At 62.0% G+C, this 23,891-nt stretch carries 19 protein-coding genes; 6 read left to right on the forward strand and 13 right to left on the reverse strand.

Features of this window, described 5'->3' with window-relative positions:
* Positions 1-8 precede the first annotated feature (8 nt).
* Positions 9-1,028, forward strand: coding sequence for a lysylphosphatidylglycerol synthase transmembrane domain-containing protein (locus tag TRD_RS02845; RefSeq protein WP_041435934.1), 1,020 nt, complete (start codon positions 9-11; stop codon positions 1,026-1,028).
* Positions 1,029-1,097: 69 nt separating this feature from the next.
* Here the strand turns inward: TRD_RS02845 and TRD_RS02850 are convergent, their stop codons facing one another.
* The 6 genes from TRD_RS02850 to TRD_RS02875 form a co-directional block, all read right to left on the reverse strand.
* Positions 1,098-3,470: a polyribonucleotide nucleotidyltransferase gene (locus tag TRD_RS02850; RefSeq protein ID WP_012642019.1), complete on the reverse strand. Its 2,373-nt coding sequence runs from the start codon at positions 3,468-3,470 to the stop codon at positions 1,098-1,100.
* Between the two features lie 191 nt (positions 3,471-3,661).
* Entirely contained in the window at positions 3,662-3,931 is a 270-nt protein-coding gene (gene rpsO / locus TRD_RS02855; protein WP_012642020.1) for a 30S ribosomal protein S15, read from the reverse strand.
* Positions 3,932-4,074: 143 nt separating this feature from the next.
* A complete protein-coding gene (gene ilvC / locus TRD_RS02860; protein WP_012642021.1) occupies positions 4,075-5,082 on the reverse strand; it encodes a ketol-acid reductoisomerase in 1,008 nt (335 codons plus the stop codon).
* Positions 5,083-5,127: 45 nt separating this feature from the next.
* Complete coding sequence (gene ilvN / locus TRD_RS02865) at positions 5,128-5,655, reverse strand: acetolactate synthase small subunit (RefSeq protein ID WP_012642022.1); 528 nt, start codon at positions 5,653-5,655, stop codon at positions 5,128-5,130.
* A complete protein-coding gene (gene ilvB, locus TRD_RS02870; protein ID WP_143714609.1) occupies positions 5,649-7,385 on the reverse strand; it encodes a biosynthetic-type acetolactate synthase large subunit in 1,737 nt (578 codons plus the stop codon). The genes ilvN and ilvB overlap by 7 nt, the downstream gene beginning before the upstream one ends.
* A gap of 567 nt (positions 7,386-7,952) precedes the next feature.
* Positions 7,953-8,534 carry a hypothetical protein gene (locus TRD_RS02875; protein WP_012642025.1) on the reverse strand — a complete coding sequence of 194 codons (582 nt, stop codon included), beginning with the start codon at positions 8,532-8,534 and terminating at the stop codon, positions 7,953-7,955.
* Between the two features lie 477 nt (positions 8,535-9,011).
* On the opposite strand from TRD_RS02875, the gene TRD_RS02880 reads away from it, so the two are divergent.
* A complete protein-coding gene (locus TRD_RS02880; protein ID WP_012642027.1) occupies positions 9,012-9,716 on the forward strand; it encodes a response regulator transcription factor in 705 nt (234 codons plus the stop codon).
* A 775-nt stretch (positions 9,717-10,491) separates the two neighbouring features.
* Here the strand turns inward: TRD_RS02880 and TRD_RS02885 are convergent.
* On the reverse strand, positions 10,492-10,752 hold the full coding sequence (locus TRD_RS02885) for a hypothetical protein (RefSeq protein WP_012642029.1): 261 nt from the start codon (positions 10,750-10,752) through the stop codon (positions 10,492-10,494).
* Between the two features lie 203 nt (positions 10,753-10,955).
* Between TRD_RS02885 and TRD_RS02890 the strand changes: the two genes are divergently transcribed.
* Genes TRD_RS02890 through ruvA form a run of 3 tightly spaced genes read left to right on the forward strand, consistent with a single transcriptional unit; the run spans position 10,956 to position 13,302 of the window.
* Complete coding sequence (locus TRD_RS02890) at positions 10,956-11,861, forward strand: Stp1/IreP family PP2C-type Ser/Thr phosphatase (RefSeq protein ID WP_226980716.1); 906 nt, start codon at positions 10,956-10,958, stop codon at positions 11,859-11,861.
* Complete coding sequence (locus TRD_RS02895) at positions 11,858-12,730, forward strand: amidohydrolase family protein (RefSeq protein ID WP_012642031.1); 873 nt, start codon at positions 11,858-11,860, stop codon at positions 12,728-12,730. Before TRD_RS02890 ends, TRD_RS02895 begins: the two co-directional genes overlap by 4 nt.
* Positions 12,727-13,302, forward strand: coding sequence for a Holliday junction branch migration protein RuvA (gene ruvA / locus TRD_RS02900; RefSeq protein ID WP_012642032.1), 576 nt, complete (start codon positions 12,727-12,729; stop codon positions 13,300-13,302). Before TRD_RS02895 ends, ruvA begins: the two co-directional genes overlap by 4 nt.
* Before the next feature lies 1 nt (position 13,303).
* On the opposite strand, the gene hisD is transcribed toward ruvA, so the two are convergent.
* The 5 genes from hisD to pheS are packed head-to-tail and all read right to left on the reverse strand — an operon-like array spanning position 13,304 to position 20,675.
* Positions 13,304-14,650, reverse strand: coding sequence for a histidinol dehydrogenase (gene hisD / locus TRD_RS02905; RefSeq protein WP_012642033.1), 1,347 nt, complete (start codon positions 14,648-14,650; stop codon positions 13,304-13,306).
* Positions 14,647-15,666 (reverse strand): ATP phosphoribosyltransferase, encoded by a 1,020-nt coding sequence (gene hisG / locus TRD_RS02910; RefSeq protein ID WP_012642034.1) that lies wholly within the window; start codon positions 15,664-15,666, stop codon positions 14,647-14,649. The genes hisD and hisG overlap by 4 nt, the downstream gene beginning before the upstream one ends.
* A gap of 4 nt (positions 15,667-15,670) precedes the next feature.
* A complete protein-coding gene (locus TRD_RS02915; RefSeq protein WP_012642035.1) occupies positions 15,671-17,113 on the reverse strand; it encodes a histidine--tRNA ligase in 1,443 nt (480 codons plus the stop codon).
* Positions 17,110-19,563, reverse strand: coding sequence for a phenylalanine--tRNA ligase subunit beta (gene pheT, locus TRD_RS02920; protein ID WP_012642036.1), 2,454 nt, complete (start codon positions 19,561-19,563; stop codon positions 17,110-17,112). The genes TRD_RS02915 and pheT overlap by 4 nt, the downstream gene beginning before the upstream one ends.
* 32 nt (positions 19,564-19,595) lie before the next feature.
* Positions 19,596-20,675: a phenylalanine--tRNA ligase subunit alpha gene (pheS, locus tag TRD_RS02925; RefSeq protein ID WP_012642037.1), complete on the reverse strand. Its 1,080-nt coding sequence runs from the start codon at positions 20,673-20,675 to the stop codon at positions 19,596-19,598.
* Between the two features lie 135 nt (positions 20,676-20,810).
* On the opposite strand from pheS, the gene eno reads away from it, so the two are divergent.
* The gene (gene eno / locus TRD_RS02930; RefSeq protein ID WP_012642038.1) at positions 20,811-22,112 is read left to right on the forward strand and encodes a phosphopyruvate hydratase; all 1,302 of its coding nucleotides are present in this window, start codon (positions 20,811-20,813) and stop codon (positions 22,110-22,112) included.
* Positions 22,113-22,287: 175 nt separating this feature from the next.
* Here eno and gpmI read toward each other — a convergent pair whose 3' ends face one another.
* Complete coding sequence (gene gpmI / locus TRD_RS02935) at positions 22,288-23,862, reverse strand: 2,3-bisphosphoglycerate-independent phosphoglycerate mutase (RefSeq protein ID WP_012642039.1); 1,575 nt, start codon at positions 23,860-23,862, stop codon at positions 22,288-22,290.
* Positions 23,863-23,891: the final 29 nt, after the last annotated feature.

The raw sequence follows: 23,891 nt of genomic DNA on the forward strand, positions 1-23,891 counted from the left end.
AGGTGGCGATGGACCAGTCGGTGAACGAGTCCGAGGTGCTCGGCGGACGATCGGTCTGGCGACGTGTGCTCACCGGTCTCGCTTTCGGTATCGCCGTACTTGCCGGTGTCCTGGTCGTGGCCGATGTCCGGGCCGTCTTGCCGATCCTCGCGCGTTTCCCATGGCCGCTCGTTCCGCTCGTTCTGACCTTGACGACGGGAAATTACCTGCTGCGTTTCCTCAAATGGGAACTCTTTCTGCGATGGGTCGGCGTCCGTCACCTACCCCGAACGACGAGCCTGAGTATTTTCTTGGCCGGTTTTGCCATGTCTATCACACCGGGAAAGGTCGGAGAGTGGATCAAGGCACTGCTGGTCGCAAAGCTCGCCCGGGTACCGATGGCGCCGATCGTACCGGTGGTGGCGATCGAGCGATTGACGGACGGAATCGCGATGCTCGTTTTGGGTCTGGCGAGTGCCGTGCTCGGGACCGGCTGGGGTTGGCAACCCCTGGTCCTGTTGGGGGTTCTCGTCCTCGTCGGTCTGTGGCTGGTGCAGCAGGAGCGGGTGGTTATCCCGTTGTTGCGCCTGGCCGAGCGCGTTCCGTTCGCTCGGAAACGGACCGATGCGATCATGACCGTTTATGAGGCAGCTCGGGAACTCCTCGCCTGGCGGCGACTTCTGCTCGTCAGCGGGATGAGCATCGTCTCCTGGTCGCTCGAGTGTGCAGCGCTCTTCTTCATCCTGGTCGGTTTCGGTTTGTCCCCCGATGGGCAGCTCGCGGCGGTGGCGACGTTTGCCCTTTCGGCGGCTTCGATCGCTGGAGCTCTCTCGCTCTTGCCCGGTGGCTTAGGAGCCGCCGAGGCCAGCATTGCTGGACTCTTGATCGTGCTGCGACCGGGCATCGGGGCAGCGGTCGCAGCAGCCGCGACCGTCGCGATCCGTCTCGGGACACTTTGGTTCGGCGTGTTGGTGGGTGTGATCGCCCTGATCTGGCTCGAGCGTACTGCACTGGCTGCGCCCGAACGTCGCTCGCTGGTGGCCGAGTGAGCGGATACTCGCGCCGGGCTCGTCATTGCTGGGCGAGTAGGCACGACGAGCCCGGCGTGGGAAGGTGGGTCAATTCGGTTCGTCTTCCCCCAGAAGTTCCTTGAGGCGGTCTCCGATGCGGTATTGACCAGGTGGTGGGGTGGAACGCTGAGCTTGTGGTCGTGGTGGGCGGCTCGGACCACGCTGTTCCGGTCGCCGGGGTGTTGGAGGACCAGGGCGTCGCTCAGGCTGAGCCGTTCCACTCGGCCGCTGAGGTGCTCGCGGCTGGTGGCTTCGCCCATCGGCTGGTGCTTGTGCTGTGGCGGCACGTTCTGCCGCTTCCTTCTCCAGGAGAGCTTTGCGGGAAAGGTTGATCTTGCCGTCCGGGCGGACACCGATGACCATGACGTTGATCTCTTGTCCGACCTTGAGGACATCCTCCACTGAGCGGACCCGCTCGGGAGCGATCTCTGAAATGTGGAGGAAGCCGTCCTTGCCGGGAAGGATCTCGACGAAGGCGCCGGAGGGGATGATGGTGACCACGCGGCCGTAGAAGATTTCGCCGACCTCCGGCACCCGGGTGAGCCGCTCGATTTCCCGAACAGCGCGTCGCGCAGCGTCCTCGTTGGCAGCACTGATGAAGACAGTGCCATCCTCTTCGATCGAGATCTTGGTTCCGGTTTGCTCCTGGATGGCGCGGATGACTCGTCCGCCCGGCCCGATCACTTCGCCGATCTGTTCGGGCTTGATCTTGATCCGCAGGATGCGTGGTGCATACGGCGACATCTCCGGACGGGGGGCGTCGATCACCTCGGACATCTTGTCGAGGATGAAGAGACGACCGCGGCGCGCTTGCTCGAGCGCGTCGCGCATGATCTCGGGAGTGATTCCCATCACCTTGATATCCATTTGAATGGCGGTGATTCCGTCGCGCGTGCCTGCAACCTTGAAGTCCATGTCGCCGAGGGCATCTTCGATTCCCTGGATGTCAGTGAGAATGGTGTAGCGGCCGGTCGTCTGATCGGTAACGAGTCCCATCGCGACGCCGGCGACCGGCTTGCGGATAGGGACACCGGCATCCATCAAGGCGAGACTGGAGCCGCAGACGCTGGCCATCGAGGTCGAGCCGTTGGAGCTGAGAACTTCCGAGACGAGTCGCATCGTGTAAGGAAATTCGTCTTCGCTCGGTAGGACAGCCAGAAGAGCGCGCTCGGCCAGAGCGCCGTGGCCGATGTCTCGCCTGCTCGGACCACGCAGCCGCCGGATTTCACCAGTGCTGAAGGGTGGAAAGTTGTAGTGGTGCATGTAGCGCTTGGTTTCCTCGATTCCCAGGGAATCGAGGAATTGTTCCTCTTCTTTGGTTCCCAGCGTACAGACCGTGAGGACTTGCGTTTGGCCGCGCGTGAACAGTGCAGAGCCATGCGGTCGCGGAAGCAGACCGACCTGGATCCAGATCTCGCGGATTTCGTCCGGCTTGCGACCATCGGGGCGTTCGCCCTGTTCGAGGATCGTGCGGCGCACCAGTTCCTTGACCAGGGAATCGAACAAGTCGCCCACTTCCTTTGCGGTCGGGAGACCAGACTGGGGAGTGCCAATGGCCAGTGGTTCGTTCGGAACGAAGTGAGCGATGACTTCCTCGCGCAGTGCAGCGGTCGCCTGGACACGCAGTGTCTTGTCTGGATTGAAGACAGCCTCACGCAGCCGATCACCGAGATAGTCGGCGATCTGCTGTTTGAGCTCGACATTTTCTTGCGGTGGCACGAATTCTCGTTTCGGTTTGCCAGCCACAGCCTGGAGTTCGAGCTGCACAGCAACGATCCGCTTGATCTCCTGATGCGCTCGGACAACAGCTTCGATAAAGCGGTCTTCCGAGATCTCGTTCGCCTGCCCTTCGACCATCAGGATGGCATCGGCCGTGCCAGCGACAACGATGTCCATCCGGCTTTCGAGGAGCTGATGGCTCGTTGGGTTGATCACTAACTCACCATCGAGTTCGCCGATTCGGACGGCACCGACTGGCCCGTACCAAGGGATGTCGGACAAAGTGAGGGCAGCTGACGCACCGATGATGGAGAGGACATCTGGTTCGTTCTCTTGATCGGCAGAGAGAACCGTCGAAATGACTTGGACCTCGTTCCGATAGCCTTTGGGAAACAGGGGACGGATCGGGCGGTCGGTGAGCCGGGCGGCGAGAATCGCGGCCTCGGATGGCTTACCCTCGCGTCTGAAGAAGCCGCCGGGTATTTTGCCAGCGGCGTACATTTTCTCTTCGTACTCGACCGTCAAGGGGAAGAAGTCGATTCCTTCGACCGGCTGTTTTGCGCCGACCACCGTCGTCAAGACGACGGTTTCGCCGTAGCGCACGAGGACGGCACCATCAGCTTGCTCCGCTACCCGGCCAGTTTCGATCGTCAGGAGACGACCGGCAATCTCGATGGAGCGCTCATGGATGATCGGTGGCATGGCTCCCACTCTCCTCCGTTCGTGATCGTATCGTGACAACGCACAGTCGTGCTCTCGCTCGCTGCAATGAGATGGCCCAGGGGACAACACCCTGGGCCATCGCGAGAAGGCACGGATCGACGTCGCGCTGGGTACGCTGCGGTACCCGGCCGGTACCGACCGAGCCGGAATGGTTATGATCGACGCCGCGATTATCCGCGGAGCCCGAGTCGTTGGATGAGTGCCTGGTATCGTTGCGCATCGGTCCGCTTCAAGTACCGCAGCAGGCGTCGGCGTTGACCGACCAGCTTCATCAGTCCACGCCGGGAATGATAGTCATGCTTGTGCTCGCGCAGGTGCTCGGTCAGGATGTTGATCCGTTCGGTCAGCAGCGCGACTTGCACTTCGGTCGAACCGGTGTCGTTCTCATGCTGACGGAACTGTTCGATGATCGCTGCCTTTTGCGCCTTGTACAACGCCATCGTTTTGTAAATCCCCCGATCTTCAGGCGCTCAGCGCTTCCACGCACAACACCGACAGTATAGCAAATGATACCCACGGAGAAGGGCATGGGGTATTCGACCGCTCGCCGAATACCCCTTCCTGTTTCCGGTGGGTTCGGTTGTCAGGACGGAATTTCGCGTCGCTTGAGCCAGGGCATCATCGCTCGGAGGCGGTCACCCACTTCCTCGATCGGGTGTTGCAGATGCTCCTGGCGCATTCGGTAGAAGTTAGGACGACCAGCCTCGTTCTCGGCGATCCATTGCTGAGCGAAACGTCCCGTCTGGATATCCTGCAGGAGCTTGTGCATCGTTTCGCGCACATGGTCGTCGATGACTTTGGGGCCGCTCACGTAGTCACCATACTCCGCGGTATCGCTGACCGAGTAGCGCATGAACTTGAGGCCGCCCTCGTAGATCAGATCGACGATCAGCTTGAGTTCGTTCAGGACCTCGAAGTAGGCCACCTCCGGCTGGTATCCTGCTTCGACCAGCGTCTCGAAGCCGGCTTGGATCAGGTGACTGACGCCACCACAGAGTACCGCTTGTTCGCCGAAGAGGTCAGTCTCCGTCTCTTCTTTGAACGTTGTCTCGATGACACCTGCTTTGGTGCAGCCGAGCCCCTTCGCATACGCCAGCGCGATCTGCTTGGCCTGGCCACTGGCGTCCTGGTGGACGGCAACGAGTGCGGGTACGCCGATCCCCTGGACATACAGATCGCGCAAGATGTGCCCTGGGCTCTTCGGTGCGACCATCGCGACATCGACGTCCGGCGGCGGCACGATGCGCCCATAGTGAATGTTAAAACCATGAGCGAACATGAGGAGTTTTCCTGGACGGAGCTCCGGCGCAACGCTCTCCTCGTAGACGCCCTTCTGGACGTGGTCAGGCATCAGCATGGAGATAATGTCGCCACGAGCGGCCGCTTCGCGTGGAGTGAGAACCTCGAAGCCGTCGGACTTTGCTCGCTCGCGGCTGCGGCTTCCCTCGTGCAGGCCGACCACCACCTGGACGCCACTGTCACGTAAGTTCTGGGCATGGGCGTGACCCTGACTTCCATAACCCAAAACGGCGACAGTCTTGCCAGCGAGGTACGCGAGATCGGCATCCGAGTCGTAATAGATTGTCGCCATCGGTCTCTTTACCCTCCAACTGCTCGATAACCGAGTCTCCATGTCTCATGCTACAACGGGCTGTGGAGTTGTCGCAACCACTCGCGCACCGCGGGCCATGGCGATGACGCCGGAGCGGGCGATCTCCTTGATCCCGTAAGACCGCACCATCGTAATCAAAGAATCGATCTTATCCGGTGGTCCGGTGACCTCGACGATGAGCGAATCGGGAGTCGCGTCCACGATGCGCGCCTGATAGACGTCCGTGACCAAGCGCATGATGTCGCTACGATTCCGGTCCGTCGCTGTGACCTTGATCAAGGCGAGTTCGCGTTGAATCAAGTTTTCGTCCGTCACATCGGTAATCTTGATCACTTCGAGGATCTTGTACAGCTGTTTGACCAGTTGTTCGATCTTGCGATCGTCACCCTGCGCGACGAGCGTGATACGGGACAAGCCGGGCGTCTCCGAGTGGCCGACGGCGATCGAGTCGATATTGAATCCGCGCTGGCGGAACAGGCTGACGATCCGGTTCATGACACCCGGCTTGTCTTCGACCAAGACGACCAGCGTATGGCTCCGCACGCTCACCATTCCCCCTCGATCCGGTAATCGTCGATCATGTCGCGGAACGATCCCCCCGATGGAATCATCGGGAACACGTTCTCTTCCTGGTTCACCACGAACTCGATGAGAGCTGGGCCGCGGAACGAGCGTGCCCAAGTGATCGCGTCGTCGACCTCAGCAGGTCGTGTCACGCGACGGGCCGCCATGCGGTAGGCCTGGCCCAGCAAAACGTAGTCCGGGCTGGAGATGGGCGTCTCGGAGTAATTGCGGTTGTGGAACAACTGTTGCCATTGCCGTACCATACCGAGATACCCGTTGTTGATAATGGCCACTTTGACGTTGAGTTGCTCGTCCACGAGCGTGGCGAACTCGTTGAGCGTCATCTGGACGCCGCCGTCGCCGACAACCGCCCACACTTCGGCATCCGGTCGCCCGATCGCTGCGCCCATCGCTGACGGCACACCGAAGCCCATAGCACCCAATCCGCCCGAGCTGATCCACTGTTTGGGAATGTCGCAGCGGTAGAGCTGGGCCGTCCACATCTGATGCTGACCGACGTCGGTCGTCACGATCGCCTTTCCCTCGGTTAGGGCATGGAGCCGGGCGATCACGTATTGCGGCTGCAGAGCTCCGTCGGGTCCCGAGGGCTCGGTGCGGATCGGTCGGTACCAACTGCGGATCGCGCTGAGCCAGTCGTCGTGCTCGAGCGGTTCGAGTTCCTCGAGCAACAACCGCAGGGCCTCGCGGGCATCGCCCACCACCGGCACTTCGGTCTTGAGGACTTTGCCGATTTCCGCAGGGTCGATATCGATATGGATGATCTTCGCGTGTGGCGCGAATTCGCTCGGTCGACCCGTCACGCGGTCATCGAAACGCATGCCGATGCCGATGATGAGGTCCGCTTCGTGGATCGCTCGATTGGCGTGCGCGAGTCCGTGCATGCCGACCATGCCGAGACAGAGCGGGTGAGAGGCGGGAAAACCGCTGATCCCGAGGAGTGTCAAGCCGACGGGAATCTGTGTCCGTTCGGCGAACCGAACGAGTTCTTCGGTGGCACCGCTGATGATGATGCCGTGACCGGCAAGGATGAGCGGGCGCTCGGCTTGCCGGATGAGTTCCGCTGCCCGCCGGATTTGTCGGCGATGCGGCACGATGGTCGGTCGGTAACCAGGCAGATGCAATTCCTGTCTGGGGGCCAAATACCCCTTGGCCAGCTGCACGTCCTTGGGAATATCGATCAGAACCGGCCCTGGCCGACCGCTGCGCGCGAGGTAAAAGGCTTTCTGAATGGCTGGCCCGATCTCTTCGACACTCCGGATGACCATGTTGTACTTGGTGATGGGCAGGGTGATCCCCGTGATGTCCGTCTCTTGAAATGCGTCCATCCCGATCACGCTTTGTGGCACTTGTCCCGTGATCGCCACGATGGGAATGGAATCCATCATCGCGTTAGCGATCCCAGTGACGAGGTTGGTGGCGCCGGGGCCAGAGGTTGCCATACAAACGCCGACTTTGCCGGTTGCCCGAGCGTAGCCATCAGCGGCAAACGCTGCCGACTGTTCATGACGGACGAGCACATGATGGATCGGATAACTCGGCAATGCATCGTAGACGGGGAGGATCGCCCCACCGGGATAACCGAAGATCACTTCCACCCCTTCGCGAACCAGCGCCTGCATCACCAAGTGCGCACCGAGTTGCGGTTCGCGTTGTGGCTCTTCCTCGACCGTTCGTCGTTCCTTCGTCTCGATCGCCATCAGTTCGCCCTCCCTTCTCGACAGTCGTCGATACATCGCGAGCCTCCCGCTGGGGGAGGCTCGCGAGACGCTTCGTTCCTTGTTGGTTATTGGATCGCGCTCGCTCAGCCTCCCACCAGCAGCAGGCTCGTAAGTACGAGTACTACGAGTACGACGGAGAGAATGGTGCTGAGCGAACGCCGCACAATGAGAGGTTCCCAGCAGGACACGCCAAGCTGGCCCCGTGTCATCAGCTTCATCCGATTGCGATCCGGTGCATCCACCTGCTGGCCCTCCTGAGGCTTCGCACTCGGTCTCAGACTAGCAGACGATCGCTCTCGTGTCAAGGGTTGCTCGCGGTGTGATCGAGTATGTCAGCGGCAGAGCGCCTGCCCGCTCCCGCGATCAGGGTGCGAGTTCCTCCGTCGCCGCGACCCATGTCGCGTGCCTCACTGAAAACGGGTCCGTGCGCGACAAGAACGTCGGCTCACCGATCGCGCTATCGGCAGAACGAAGAAAGGAAGTCTATCGGACGGTGAGCACTCTGGCGCGCGGGTTCTTCGCGATTGACATCGGTTGCGTGAGGAATCACAGCATTCTCCCGGGTTGCCGTCGAGCTGCCTGCCGGTATGCCTCGGCATCCTTGCGGGCAAGGCGCCCGATTTCGCGCGTCAGTTCTTCGATTCGCTGCAGAACGGTCGCTAAATAGTCTTCCGGAGCTCCCGACTCCACACCGGCAGTAGGATCGAGCGGGTCGCGCCAGATCGCCACTGATCCAGCCTCGCTGTCGAAGCGGAGGAGCGGGGCGAAGGTGCTGGCATGCTCTTTCCGGTCGAGCCACCACAGCCAACCGGAACGCGGCCTGAGCTGTTCTTCGATGAGGTCCAACACCGCACTCTCTACCTGCACAGCAACAAAGCGAGCCCGGAGGTTTCGCCAACTCACTCGTTCGGCCGGAAGCGGTTGGGGAAGCAAAAGATTGAAACCGTGCAGGGCTGCCGTGACTGTCTTGAGTGCTTGGTCGATCACGGCGCAGGCGGCAGCCTCGGCGAGAACCGGACGTCGCGTGCGGAGCGCTTCGGTCAAGATGGCAAGTTGCTCGCGGGCACCCGCCAATCGACTCGCGATCTGCTGCTCGTTGGGTAAGGTCGATCGGTCCGGATCGTTCACAACGCTGTCCTTCGTTCCCGGCGAAGTATGACTCGTACTCGAGCAGGCTGCAAGCCCGATGGTAGCACGTCAGGGAATAAGGGGGACGACGCGATACCTTTGATTTCCTCGAGTTGCGTCGTGTCTGGCTGTACCAGGGCATGATGCCGCTCGTCCCGACTGAGCGCTGCTCCAGAAATGGGTTGTATCGGTCGACCGGGATGCGCTCCTCAGCACCGGGAAATCGGGTCACCCGACCGTGCCGATGACAGCGAGCAAAAAGCCGTGTCGGGAAGCGGAGCCGGGAAGTGATCGGTCAGTGATCATCGTTGCCGGAATCGCACGATGGAGTCGTGCACCGTCGGCGCTGTGGAAGAACGAGCAGGAGACTTCTTGACGAGCAGCACAGAAGCGACTACGATGGAATCGCTGCGGATCAGGTCGACAACGGGGACGATCCTGTCCCGGTATCGATTGCCGGGGTGATGGGGGGTTGGCATGCGGAGGCGACTCGTCCTTCTCGTCGACGGTGATCCGGTCATCCAGCGTTTGCTCCGGGCTACCTTGACGACGCGCGGCTACAGCCTCGTCGTCGCGGCGACGGCAGAGGCGGCATTGGGCGCGCTCGATCGGCATGAGCCGGATCTCGTGCTCCTGGATATCGTGCTTCCGGATCGCTGCGGGTTCGAATTACTGCAGGATATCCGCCTGCGGTCAGCCGTGCCGGTGATCATCGTCAGCGCTCGCGCCGCTCCGGACGATCGCATCCGAGGGTTCGAGTTGGGTGCCGATGACTTCGTTGCCAAGCCGTTTTATCTCGATGAACTCGTCGCGCGCATCGAGGCAGTCCTGCGCCGTACCTCTCCAACTGTGGATCGGTCACCACTCTTGCAATACGATCGCGTGACGATCGACCTGGCGAATCGACGCGTCTTCGTCGATGGCCAGGAAGTCCGACTCAGCCGAACCGAGTGGTCGCTCCTGGAACAGTTGGCCCGTCAACCCGGTCGGGTGGTGCGCCACAGTGAACTCCTCAGTCATGTCTGGGGGCCGGAGTTCATTCGCGAGACCTATTACCTGCGCACGTGGGTGAGCCGGTTGCGGGCTAAACTGCGCGACGACGAGGAGCCGCATCGCATCATCCAGACCCGGCCGGGACTCGGCTATCGGCTGGCCGACCCAGCTGTTCCCGTCACGGCGTGACAACCGCGCACTGGAGCGGGAAAAGCGTTTCTGCCCGATCGGACGACTGAGTCTCGCGCTGGCCGCCTTCTCGATACGCAGCAGCGGGAACGACCCGTGCATCGAGTGCCACCCGTTCGAGCTGTGACCCACGTTTTCCTCCATTCGTGCCTGTCTTGCAGCAAGGTGGTCGGTTTCGAGCGGTCGGTCGGCATCCGATGATCCCTTCTGGTTCGCTTACAGGGGCTAGCGTTCTGGTGCGTTGGTGTAGCCTGGATGGGTGACCGATGTCTGGCTAACCGCGCACTGCTGTCCCGGGGCGGCCCGGGTGACTCATACCTCGTGAATCTTCCGCGGTCGTTCGAACGTTCGTGAGTGGTCGTCAAATTCGGTCTTGCGGCCCTGGGCACCGATGTGAGAACTCGGTCCGCCGAACGGGAACCGGTTCGGCGCATCGGGGATTTCGGGCGCTGAACAGAAACAGTGTGATGACGACCGGTCGGACCATCGGTCTCCGGCGACGCGATCAGGAGCAGGACGGCGCGCGGGTACTCGCCGCGCCATTCGGTGGCTGCCAGCCCAGTGGGGACGTGAGGCAATTGGCCGCGTGCCGAGGCAACTCGCGCGTGTCGTACCGCGCAAACCAGATTCTCGGGAGCGATATCCCATGTCGCGCGTATCGTTGTCGAACGTTCACGCCAGAGTGAGGAAAATCGGGTGAGTCGAACAGCCCTCTGGGATTTCTCGATGAGCGGAGGTAGCGACGTTCCGGGCCCTGAACAGAGGCGCGGACTTGTCAGGCAGCGCAGTTGACCAGCCGTGAGGGCACCGATCGCTCCGTGAGTTCGCTGAGAGCAACAAGCAGCCGCTCTCGGAGATCGACCAGCGCAGTCTCCGGCTCGCTGCCACAACCGACGCGGAAGATCGTACCCGTTTCCGTTCCCAACAAGCCGACGGCGACCCACTGCGTCGGAGCTGGCTGGAGGAAGTAATACCGCAGGATCAGTTCGCCGATGAGCTCGCACTGCCACTGTTCGGAGGCGGGTTGGGGTCGCATCGTTGCACTCCCTCCCGCGGGTGAAGCTGCCCGCTACTTGGATGATAGATCGTTGATGGTGGCTCGTCGTTACAACAATGTGACAGAACGAGTCACGGTCGCTCGCGACTCATCGTGCAGGTCGCACAAGAGTGCAGCGGAGTTGCGAGGAGCGAAAGGGCCGCACATACTTGGTCCGGACGAGCGGAAGGGTGCGGTCGATCGTGAGTACCCGCACAAGGATTCGAGAGACCACACTGTTGGTCGGAGCTGCGACCGATCCCGGACCGGTGCGCGAACAGAACGAGGATGCGGTCCTGATCACCGATCCGGCTTCGCCAGAGGCTCAGGAGTGTGGCGTCCTTTTGGCCGTAGCCGATGGGATGGGCGGGTATCGCGGTGGTGAGGTCGCTGCGCAGCTCGCGGTGGAGACGCTGCGCTCGCAGTTCTACGCTGCACCTGTCCAGCCAACCGAGATCGCGAAACGGCTGGAACAAGCCTTCCGGGCTGCCAACGAGCGAATCTATCGAGAATGGGAACCGCAGGGCGAAACGCATCTCATGGGAACGACGTTAGTGGCAGCGGTGATCCGGGGCGACAGTCTGACCGTTGCCAATGTGGGAGACAGTCGGGCGTATCTCGTGCGCGCGCGTCGTGCCACCCAGATCACGCGTGACCACTCGCTGGTAGCCGAGCAGGTGGAGGCAGGTCTCTTGACGCCGGACGAGGCACGCGGGAGCTCGTATCGGAATGTGATCACGCGGGCACTCGGCTATCGACCTCGCGTCGATATCGACATTTTCGAAGTCCGGCTGATGAGCGATGATCGGATTGTCCTCACGACCGACGGTGTTCACGATGTGGTAAAGGACGACGAGATCGCATCTGTCGTGCTCGCTGAGTCGCCCGAACGTGCCGCTCGGACACTGGTGGAAAAGGCACTCGCCTCTGGCACGCAAGACAATGCAACAGCAGTCGTCGCCTGGCTCAAGCCAGCCGATCTACCGGTCGAACCGTCGCCGGCTGCAGAGGAATCCAGCAGCCGCTGGATGATCGTCCTGTTGATCATCGGTCTCCTCGTCTTCATCGCTCTGATCGGTGTCATTCTCGTCTTGGGCCCTGGTGGATGATCCCGGTCGTCGATGCGCATGTCCATATCTTCCCGCCGGACATCGTCCGAAGCCGGGCCGCATACTGCGAGCGAGACCGTTGGTTCGGACTCCTCTACGGTAACCCGCGGGCTCGTCTCGTCACGGCGGAGGAACTCGCCAACTCGATGGAGGAGGCGGGAATAAACATTTCGATTGCGGCTGGCTTTCCCTGGGCCGATTCAGGACTCTGCGCCTATCACAACGACTATCTAGCCGAAGCTTCCCGTGCGAGCGGGGGGAGAATCGCCTGGTTGGCGACGGTCGTCCCGCACCATCGCTCGGCTCCTGCGGAGGCGGTCCGCAGTTTTGCGGCCGGGGCGTGCGGAATCGGGGAGCTGAACGCGGATGCCCAAGGCTTCGACTGGTCAGAACCCGACCAGCTGACCGAAATGGTCGAAGTATGCCGTGCGGCAGGGCGACCGATCATGGCTCACGTCAGTGAGCCCCTGGGCCATGACTATCCTGGAAAGGGGACCGCCTGGCCGCAACGTTTTGTGCGCTTCCTCGAACGCTTTCCCGAGATAGTCGTCGTGGCGGCCCATTGGGGTGGAGGCTTGCCGTTCTACGAACTCATGCCAGAGGTTGCCGCGGTGACGCGCAATCTGGTCTATGACTCGGCTGCCAGCACGTATCTCTATCGGTTTTCCGTGTTCCGTGTTGTCGTTGACCTCGTGGGTGTCGAACGGGTGCTATTTGCGAGCGACTTTCCGGTCTTGAAGCAAGGCCGTTTTCTCGAACGAGTGCGAAGGGAAAGCGGTTTGACGGAACAGGAACTCGTTCTCGTTCTCAGCGAGAACGCTCGACGCGTTTATCGTCTGACTCTCCCTTCCGAGAGGGATGCCCGGTGATTCGGGGAGTGCGTGGTACGCTGGTCGCGAAACGTTCTGGCGAAGTTCTCGTCGACGTTCAGGGTGTGACCTTTCGCGTCCAAACGTCAGCGACCACGTTGCAAGAACTCGGCGAGCCCGGAGACCTGGTGTCGTTGGTCACGCACCTGATCGTGCGCGAGGATGAGCTTGCGCTCTACGGATTCGCGACCGAAGCGGAGCTGGAGCTGTTTCTTTCGCTCTTGGCTGTGAGCGGCGTCGGACCACGTGGGGCATTGAACTTACTTTCCTTGGCAGCACCGGATCGGTTGACCGAGTGGATTCGTGGAGAGCGGATCGAGGAACTCGCTCGCGCACCAGGTATCGGGAAGAAGACCGCCAGCCGCATCGTGCTCGAGTTGCGGGGTCGCTTACCTGCACTCACCGAGGTGCAGGCGGGGGAGCCGATCGACCAGGAACTGGTCGCCGCGCTCCAAGCGCTCGGCTATACGGCGCAGGAGGCACGGCAAGCCGCAACGCATCCCGAGGTGCGGCGTGCCCCGTCCCTCGAGGAGCGTATCGTCGCTGCGCTCCGTCAGTTGGCACCACCCTGAATCAATCAGGCCGCGTGCGCTCCAGGCGATGCTCGATGGCAGCTGCATGTGCAGTGAGCCCCTCGCTCATGGCCAGTTGAAGAGCGGGGCTTCCGAGCTGTTCCAGCGCCTTCGGTGCGACCGCGACGAGACTCGTCACCTTCAGAAACGTCTGTACGGTCACAGGTGAAGCGAAGCGTGCGGTCCGGCCGGTCGGCATGACGTGACTGGGGCCGGCGGTGTAATCGCCGATGACCTCGGGTGAAGTCTCGCCGAGAAAGACACCACCAGCATGACGGACCCGGTCGAGATAGCGCCAGGGATCGCGGACAAGCAGACAGAGGTGTTCCGGCGCGAAGAGATTGGCCAGGTCGAAGGCGCGCTCGAGATCAGGAACGATGATGATGGCTCCATTCGCTTCCAAGGCAGCACGAGCGATCTCGCTCCGGTCCAGCTGCTGGAGCTGCCGTTCCAGTTCCTGCGCCACTTTGTGGGCAAGCGTGCGCGCTGGAGTGATCAAGATCGCGCAGGCCAGGGGATCGTGTTCAGCCTGGGCAAGCAAGTCAGCCGCACAGAGCACCGGATCAGCCTGCTCGTCAGCGATCAGCAATGTTTCTGTTGGCCCTGGTAGCTGATCGATCCCGACGTCGCCGTACACGAGTCTTTTGGCGAGGACGACGAAGAGATTGCCCGGGCCGGCGACGATATCGACAGCTGGAACCGTCTGTGTGCCATAGGCCAGTGCAGCGATCGCCTGGGCACCGCCGATCTTGAAGACGCGTTCGATCCCGAGAAGTTCCGCTGCGGCCAGTACAGCAGGCGAGATCGTCCCGTCGCGGCCTGGTGGCGTGCAGACGACAATGTCACGAACACCAGCTAGTTGGGCCGGGATTGCGGTCATGAGGAGCGAGGAGGGGAGCGGAGCTCGGCCGCCTGGCACGTAAATGCCGACGCGATCGACCGGTCGCACGAGCTGTCCGAAGGCGCCCGTTTCGTCGAACTCGATCCAGGAGCGCGGGATCGCTCGCCGATGAAACGCCACGATGCGGTCGCGGGCGAAGCGGAGCGCTGCCTCGAGCTCAGGCGTGATCGCTCGACGTGCTCGCAGGAACTCTTCCGGAGTGGCGAGAAACGTATCGAGATGAGCACCATCGAAGGCGAGCGTATAACGGCGGACAGCATCGTCTCCCTGGGAACGAACATCGTCGATGATTCGCTCGACGACCTGAAGCGGCGTCAGATCGCCACCGAAGACGGCGCGGATGCGTTCCTGCACGGCGGCAGGGAGGTGGGTTGGCATTTGACGGGAGCGGGACAGGAAGCGTTCGGCTTCAGCGATGCTCTCGATCACGCGAATGGTGCGCGTCATGCTTTCTCCTCCAAGGCCTGGCAGAGGCGGGCGAAGGCATGGGAGCGGGAATCGAAAACGTACTCGGGAGAAGTCACGGTGATCCCCGAGCTTCCGGCCAAGCGCAGATGGTCGACAGCCTCCAGCAAGAGGTGCTGTGGAACGATGATCGTCACTTCGTACCAACCCGGACCGTCCTCACCCAACTTCGGGTAGACGCGCGCAACGGTCGGTCCGCGCTCGCCGGTCGTTGCCGCGTGTGCCGTGACGTGACGGACGACCTCGTCCTCGCTCGATCCGCGAATGTTCGCTGTGATGAGGCGATAGCGTCGCGAGCGGAGACGCGCCTCGATCAGCTCGATGATGGAGCGAGCCTGCTGCAGTTTTTGCGGTGCTGCCCGCAGCGCTCGCCGACTCGCGATGAGGCAGGCCTGGGCGCGGAGAATGACTCCACCCTCCAGTACCCTGAGCCGATTTTCGCGCAAGGTGACGCCTGTTTCGGTGAGATCGGCGATCAAATCAGCGTAGCCGAGCGCGGGAGCGATTTCGAGCGCGCCGTGTCCCTCGACGAGCGTGAAGTAATTGACGCCGTTGCGCAACAGGAATTCGCGTGTCAGATTGGGAAACTTCGTGGCGATACGCATGGTGCGCCCACGTCGCTTCCACTCGACAGCGAGGTCGGCCAGGTCAGCCAGTGTCGTAACGTCCAGCCAGCTTTCGGGGACGGCGAGGACGAGCTGACAGCGCCGGAAGCCGAGATCGTCGAAGACAACGAGGACATCGGGATCGTCGCCGGCGAGTTCGGCGACAAGATCGTAACCGGTGATACCGAAGTCAGCGCCCCCGCTGGCGACCTGCTGGACGATATCGGCCGTACGCTGAAAAAGAATCTCGACGTCCTCGAAGCCAGCCAGTCGCCCGACGTACTGACGTGGGTTGGGCCGCCACACGCTGAGGCCAGCACTCTCGAGGAAACGCAAGGTTGCTTGCTCGTATTCTCCTTTGGAAGCGATGGCGATTCGGAGCGGTTCGGCCATCAGGTCATTCCTCGGTGGAGAGATCGATACGGCGAACGGAACCCGTCGCGTCGACGATCAGGATTTCAGTGACGCCGCGCCGACGGGCGTAACGACGGTTGGAAGAAAGTGACCGCTGACGGACGTCCAGTTCGACGATCGCGCCGCTGGCTCGTAGCTGCTCGGCGAAACGCGTGGCGGCTGTAATGGCGGAGCGATCGGCCGCGGTGACGAGGAGGCGTGGCTCGGTCTTCGGCTGCAAGGCTGAAGCATCGGCGATCCGTTCGAGGCCACCGGCGAAGCCGCACGCTGGGAGCGGCTGGCGGGCACCGAGCAGCTGAGCGAGATCGTCGTACCGGCCGCCGCCGCACAGTTGCAGTCCCTCGTCAGTTTGGGAATACATCTCGAAGAGGATGCCCGTGTAGTAGTGCAGTCCGCGTGCCATTCCTGGCGCGAGCACGATCCGATCGGTCTCCAGTCCATAGGCGGCGAGCTGATCGAGCACCTCGTCGATTTGCTGCAGTGGTGCGGGACTGAGTCCGTAGCGCTCGACGATCCGGCGGAGCGCGGAGAGTACGTCGTCCGGCGGACCCGAGAGGGACGCCAGTTCGCGGGCGAAAGCGAGTGCTTGCCGCAACGCGTCAGGATCGGCGCTGCGTTGGAGCTTTGCCAGGACACCGCGAACGATCTCCTCGGGCTGGCGGGATGCACCGGTCATCGGCACGCCGACTTCTCGCAGCAGTGCGAGAATCAACCGTTCCAGGTCCTCCGTGGTCAAGGCGAGTTTTGTCCGCACTTCCTGGGTGATCTGCACGATATCGGTGGAATCGACGAATGCCGGGAGTTCGCTCTCGATGTCGATCGTTTGCCCCTTGCGCAGTCGCTCCATGCTCCAAAGAAGCCAATCGCGCGCACGTTGCCGGAGGGGCAGATGAGCGAGATAGTCCAGCACGATACCGACGTGCCCGATGACGATACGGGGCATGATCCCGACTGCTTCGAGAATCTCAGCAGCGAGGTGGATGACCTCAGCGTCCCCGCTCGGCCCCGGAGCACCCAGCAGTTCACCCCCGATCTCGGTGAATTGGCGTGTGCGCCCAGCTTGCGGTCGCTCATAGCGGAAAACAGGACCCGCATACGCGAAGCGCAGCGGTAAGGGATCGTTCTGTCTCGACTCCACGTAGTAGCGAAGGATCGATGCCGTGTGCTCGGGACGGAGGGCGATATCGCGATTCCGGAAGCTGAAGGCGTAGAGCTGAGCGATCCGTTCAGGACCGGACTTGCGAAGGAAGAGTTCGGTGGATTCCAAGATCGGTGTTTCGATGAATTCGTATCCGTGACGCTCGAGCACACGAGCGATACGGTGCAAAACCGCTTGTCGCCGCCGATGAAGAGCAGGGGGGGTGTCTTGCATGCCGCGCAAGCGTTCTAAGGGTTGCGGTGGTTCGGTGAGCTGGTAAATGGTCACCGGCGGAACTCTCCCTTGACCCGTCGACGGACCTGTTGCTCGATCCGTTCGCGCAGGCGCTGCAGTTCCTCCTCGCTCAATGGGCGGTCGGGAGCCGAGAAAATGACTCGGAACGCGAGGCTCTTCTTCCCGGGAGGTATAGCTGGACCACGATAGACGTCGAACAGCCTGATCTCTGTGGCCAACGGCCCTGCTGCAGCCCGAATGGCTGCCGCGACATCGGCGGCCGGGACCGACTCGTCGACGACGATCGCGAAGTCCTGGTCGACAGGCTGATAGCGCGAAACCGGTCGGACGCTGATGGGCGCCAGGCCGATCTCCAGGATCGCCGGGATATCGATTTCGGCTACGACGACACGCGTCTGTGGCGGGATCCCGAACCGTTCGGTGACGGTCACCAGTACTTCGCCCAGCACGCCGATCGGACGTCCTCGTGCGCGGATCTCGGCGCTCCGGCCGGGTTGAAGTGTCGGATGCGTGAGCGCGCAGAATGCCACGTCTGCGACGCCGATCCTCGGCAGGATCGTTTCGAGAATGCCCTTGAGATCGAAGTAATCGACCGGACGCTCGTCTTGGTAGAGATCACGTGGTGTCGCGAGCCCCGCGAGCAGACAGCCGACTACCCGTCGCTCGTCCGGCAATTCGTCTCGTTGTCGCGGTAGGTAGACTTTTCCTGTCTCGAAGATGGCGACCGCTTCATTGAATTTGAGCTGTTCGGCAGCGTTGCGCAAGAGCGTCGGTAACATGGACGGTCGCATGATCGACCATTCCGGCCGGATTGGATTGCGGGCTCGCACGAACTCTTGAGTTGGCCGTATGAAGAAGCCGATGCGTTCCGGCAGCCGGTCGCCCGACGGTGTGAGTGCCATGAGCGCTTGATCATCGACCATCGGGTAGGTGATCACTTCGTGGAGGCCGGCAGCGACGAGCCCGTTTTGGATTTGGCGCACGAGGCGCAATTCCGGATCGATTTCGACGGGGACGGTTTGTCCCACCGGCAGACGTTCGGGAATGGTGTCGTAACCGATGACGCGTGCCGCCTCCTCGACGAGGTCAGCGGGAATCGTAATGTCGCTGCGATACGTTGGCACTGTGACCAGCCAAACTGAGCGCCCATTGTCCCATCCACGCTCGACCGAAAGCCCCAAGCTTTCGAAGACGCTGATCACGCGTTCGTCCGGATAGTCCACTCCGAGGAGGCGAGGGATCTCGCTGCGCGGGAATCGGATCTGCCACGGTCGGCGCGGGACCGGATAATGGTCGACCATCGCGACGACGCGGCAGGTCGGAACCAGTACGCTGAGCAATTGCACCGCGCGCTGGGCGGCGGGCCAGCAAAGATTGGGATCGAGCCCGCGCTCGAAGCGAGCGGAGGCCTCGGTCCGCAACCGGAGCGTACGCGCGGTGCGTCGAATGCTGAGCATGTCGAAATTCGCGGTTTCCAAGAGGACATCGGTCGTCTCGTCGCTGATCTCGCTCTCGAGCCCGCCCATCACGCCAGCGATCCCGACTGGACGCTCGGCGTCGGCAATGACGAGCATGTCGGGGTTGAGTGGACGACGGACGTGATCGAGCGTCTCGATTTCCTCACCGGGCCGGGCTCGCCGCACGATCAAGCGGCCGCCACGCAGACGGGACCGGTCGAAGGCATGTTGCGGCTGTCCCCACTCGATCATGACGTAGTTCGTGACATCCACCACGTTGTTGATCGGGCGAAGGCCGACCAGTTGGAGTCGGCGGCGCAGCCACCACGGCGAGGGGGCGACGCGGATTCCCTCGAGTGCGATACCGACGAAGCGATGGCAGAGGTCGCTCGCCTCGACTGTCGCGAGGGTCGGGTCGACGGAGACCTGGATCGGTGCCAATTCGGGAAGCCGGAGCGGTGAATTCGTCAGTGCAGCGACCTCGCGTGCGATCCCGACTATCGAGTAGGCGTCGACACGATTCGGTGTGATGGACAGTTCCAGAATCTCGTCACCGAGATAGTCACGGAGCGGGATACCGACTGGAGCGTCCGGATCCAGCACCAGGATGCCCTCGTGCTCCTCGGAAAGGCCGAGTTCCTTCTCGGAACACACCATTCCTTCCGAGCGGACACCGCGGATGGTGGCAGGTTTGAGCGTGATTAGCCGGGGCTCTGCGCTGTGGCCATCGTAGAGCGTTGCGCCGGCGAGAGCCAGCGCGACCTTCTGTCCGACGGCGATATTCGGCGCTCCCGTCACCACGGTCAAACGATGGGCTCCCGCATCGACCGTGGCCAAGACGAGTCGATCAGCATTCGGATGGGGTTCGATCTTCTCGACCACACCGACGTAGATCTTGTCCCAATGTGCACCGATCCGCTCGATCGACTCGACCTCGAGTCCGGCGAGCGTAAGCCGTTCGGCGATTTCCTCTGCAGAGCGGTCGGTCGCGACCAATTCCTGGAGCCAGCGCATCGGAACCTTCATGGTGGTGCGCCTGCCCTTCGTTCTCGACTCGATCAGACCGGTATGCGGTCGAACTGAGCAAGAAAGCGGAGATCGCCTTGGTAGAAGTACCGGATATCAGGAACACCATAGCGAAGCATCACCAGTCTCTCGACACCCATGCCGAATGCCCAACCGGTATACCGGTCAGGATCGTATCCGACGTTGCGGAGTACCTGCGGGTGAACCATCCCTGCACCCAGGATCTCGATCCACCCGCTTTGGCCGCACACTCGGCAGCCCTCGCCACGGCAAAACATGCAGTCGATGGCGAAGTCGACCCCCGGTTCGACGAAGGGGAAAAAATCGCAGCGAAAGCGGACGCGTCGTTCCTTACCGAAAAGCTGGCGTGCGAACTCGGCCAACGTCCCTTTCAGATCAGCCATCGTGATCTGTTCATCGACGGCGAGCCCCTCGATCTGGTGGAAATGCCATTCATGCGTCGCGTCGACCGCTTCGTACCGGTAACAACGACCGGGCACCACGACGCGAACCGGTGGCTTTCGGCGCTCCATCACGCGGATCTGCATCGGCGAAGTATGCGGACGCAGAACGATCTCCTTTTGGTCGGACTCGATGAAGATCGTGTCCCACACGTCGCGAGCCGGGTGCTCCGGTGGAATATTGAGCGCATCGAACGCGTAAGAGCCATATTCCACTTCAGGACCCTCGACCACCTGGAAGCCGAGATGGGCGAAGATGTCGGTTACCTCGCGAATCATTTGCGTAACAGGGTGGAGTGTCCCGATGCGCGGGCGTCGGCCGGGAAGCGTCACATCGATCGCTTCCGCCGCGATGCGGGCGGCGAGCTCGATCTCGCGTACCTCGCGCTCGCGTTCCTCGTAGGCGGCTTGGAGTTCATCCCGAAGTTCATTGGCGAGTCGCCCGATGATCGGCCGTTGTTCTGGTGGCAGCGTACCCAAGGCTCGCAAAAGTTGCGTCAGCTCTCCGCGTCGGCCGAGGTATCGAGCGTACCATTCGGCGAGCGCAGCCTGTGTCGTGATCGCCAGGAGTTCTCGTTTGGCACGCTGTCGCAGTTCCTCGATCCGATCGGTGTTCACGGATACCTCCTGCTCCGGAGTCGTCGCGCTCATCCACGCGCAGGCGCGCCCGTCGGGACGCGGCCTGAGCATAAGGATGCGTGATGGCGCGTGTCAAGCGAGGGTCGAGTTCACCGATGCCGGGTACACTTCGCCCGAAAGAAACGGGTAAGACAGGAGGTCGAATCGATGAGCCAGACGACGATCGCAGCAGTCCGGGCACGGGAGATTCTCGACTCGCGTGGCAATCCGACCGTCGAAGTGGACGTGCAACTTTCCTGCGGGACTGTCGGACGAGCAGCGGTGCCGTCCGGTGCTTCGACTGGGCGCCATGAGGCCCTGGAGTTACGCGATGGCGAGCCGCGTTATGCTGGCAAGGGGGTGCGGCGCGCGGTCGAGCACGTCAATGGACCGATCGCTTCGGCGATTTGTGGAATGGACGCGCTCGATCAACGTGCGATCGATCGAGTACTCATCGAACTGGATGGCACGCCGAACAAGAGCCGTTTGGGTGCCAATGCGCTTCTCGGCGTCTCGCTCGCGGTCGCCCGCGCTGCGGCTGCTGCGGTGCAACTCCCGCTTTACCGCTACCTCGGAGGGCCGAACGCTCATCTTCTCCCGACCCCCATGCTGAACATCTTGAACGGCGGCAAGCATGCCGCAGGCTCCGGTGTCGACATGCAGGAATTCATGGTTGTCCCGGTCGGGGCACCGTCCTTCGCCGAGGCCATCCGTTGGGCGAGCGAGATCTACCAGGCTCTTCGATCGGTGCTCGCGGAGCGTGGTGCTGCGACCACGATCGGTGATGAGGGCGGCTATGCCCCGCGTCTGCCGGGTAACCAGGACGCGATCGAAGTAATCCTCTTGGCGATCGATCGCGCTGGCTACCGAATCGGTGAGCAGGTGGTGCTGGCGCTGGACCCAGCGATGACCGAACTCTATCGGGATGGAATCTACCATTTGCCAGGCGAGGGTCGCACGCTTTCACCGGACGAACTCATCGACTTCTGGGCGGAGTGGATCGAGCGGTATCCGATCGTTTCGATCGAGGACGGGCTCGCGGAGGACGACTGGGATCATTGGCAGCGCTTGACGGCCCGGCTCGGCCAGCGTGTGCAACTCGTCGGGGATGACTTGTTCGTCACGAACCCGCAGCGGATTCGCCAGGGTATCCTGTTCGGTGTCGCCAACGCGGTCTTGGTCAAGCCGAACCAGATCGGGACTCTGACGGAAACGCTCGAGGCAATCCATCTCGCTCAGACGCATGGGTACGCGACCGTGATCTCGCACCGGAGCGGTGAGACCGCCGATGCCTTCATTGCTGATCTCGCGGTAGCGGTGAATGCCGGCTTGATCAAGACAGGGGCCCCAGCACGGATAGATCGGGTCGAGAAGTACAACCAACTGCTGCGCATCGAGGAGGAGCTCGGGCCTGCTGGCATCTACGCTGGCTGGCGTGGATTTCCGGCTGGCTTGCGTCGCTTCGGCTGAGCGATATTCCATGGAGTTCAACGCTCAAGATGATGATTCTGTGGACACGCCGGTCAGCTAGCCCTGCACGTCTTGCGGGGCTGGTATGTGACCGCACAGTTCGACACTGATGATGACGACTCGCGCGCTCGATTCGGCTCGAGGTGCTCACCAACGCGAAGCGAGCCCGCGCCGATCACCTGCCGACGGATGGTGCGACGATCAAACTCCGGCCGGTCATTTCCTCCGGTTGGGGAAGGCCCATGATCTCGAGGATCGTCGGCGCGACATCGGCTAGGCGCCCACCGGTCCGCAGAGCCACCGAGCGAAATGGCGAATGGTTCGGTGCGACGAGGATGAATGGTACCGGATTCTTCGTATGCGCCGTCCAAACCTCGTTGGTTCCAGGAACCAGCATCTCGTCGGCATTTCCGTGGTCAGCCGTGACGACAAGATAGCCGTTGACCGAACGCACGGCCTGCTCGATGCGTCCAAGACAACGGTCGACACACTCCACCGCAGCGACTGCGGCCGCGAAGACACCCGTGTGCCCGACCATATCGGGATTGGCGTAGTTGACGAGGACGAAGGCGTAGCGTTGCGAAACGATCGCCTGGACCGCAGCATCGGTCACTTCGGGAGCACTCATTTCCGGCTTGAGGTCGTAGGTGGGTACTTTGGGTGAGGGGACGAGGAGCCGATCCTCGCCGGGGAATGGTTCTTCGCGGCCGCCGTTGAAGAAATACGTCACATGCGCGTATTTCTCCGTCTCGGCGGTGTGGAACTGCCGGAGTCCAACATCGGAGAGTACTCGAGCGAGGGGAACGCGGACGATATCAGGGGCGAAGGCGACGAGCACAGGAAAGTGGGGTTCGTACTCGGCCATCGTCACCATGAGGAGATCACGAGGCCATCGACAGCGTGGGAAAGCAGTGAAGCCGCCGGCATCAGTGAGCGCTTGCGTGAGCTGCCGGGCGCGGTCAGCGCGAAAATTGAAGAAGATGACCGCATCCCCGTCGTTGATGGTCGCGAGCGGCTTTCCTTCTGCATCGACGATGACCGTTGGGACGATGAACTCGTCGGTTATACCCTGTGCGTAGCTTCGCTCGATCGCTTCGAGGGGCGAGCGCGCGGTTTGGCCGAGCCCACAGACGATGGCGTCGTAGGCGAGCTTGGTCCGCTCCCAGCGCTTGTCCCGGTCCATCGCATAATAGCGACCGCTCACGGTAGCGACGAAACCGGTGCGGAGGCGATCCAGCGCGGCGAGTAGCTCGCGCAGGTGTTCGATACCGCTCGTCGGAGCGGTATCCCGACCGTCGGTAAAGGCATGGACGGCGACACGGGAAATCCCAGCACGAGCAGCGAGTTCCAACAGGGCCAGAAGGTGCCGTTGATGGCTGTGCACGCCACCATCACCGATCAAGCCCATGAGATGGAGCGTGCGTCCCGGCTGGCGCGCGCGGTCGAGTGCTCGCTGGAATGCCTCATTCTGGAAGAATGAACCGTCCTCGATCGCAAGATCGATACGCGTAATGAGTTGATAGACGATGCGCCCGGCACCCAGATTGAGGTGTCCGACCTCAGAGTTTCCCATCTGGTCATCGGGCAGGCCGACGTCCCGACCCCAGCAGCGGAGTGTCGTCATCGGATAGGTTGCTTGGAGACGATCCATGACCGGCGTGTGGGCAGCCCGGATCGCATTGCCGGGATAGTCCGGGCCGATCGCCCAGCCGTCCAGGACGACGAGGCAAACCATCGGCGGTCGATCCACAAGAGCCCCCTCCCCAGTCGATGGGTGCC

Origin of the sequence: Thermomicrobium roseum DSM 5159, assembly GCF_000021685.1 — a bacterium.
Classification (GTDB): domain Bacteria; phylum Chloroflexota; class Chloroflexia; order Thermomicrobiales; family Thermomicrobiaceae; genus Thermomicrobium; species Thermomicrobium roseum.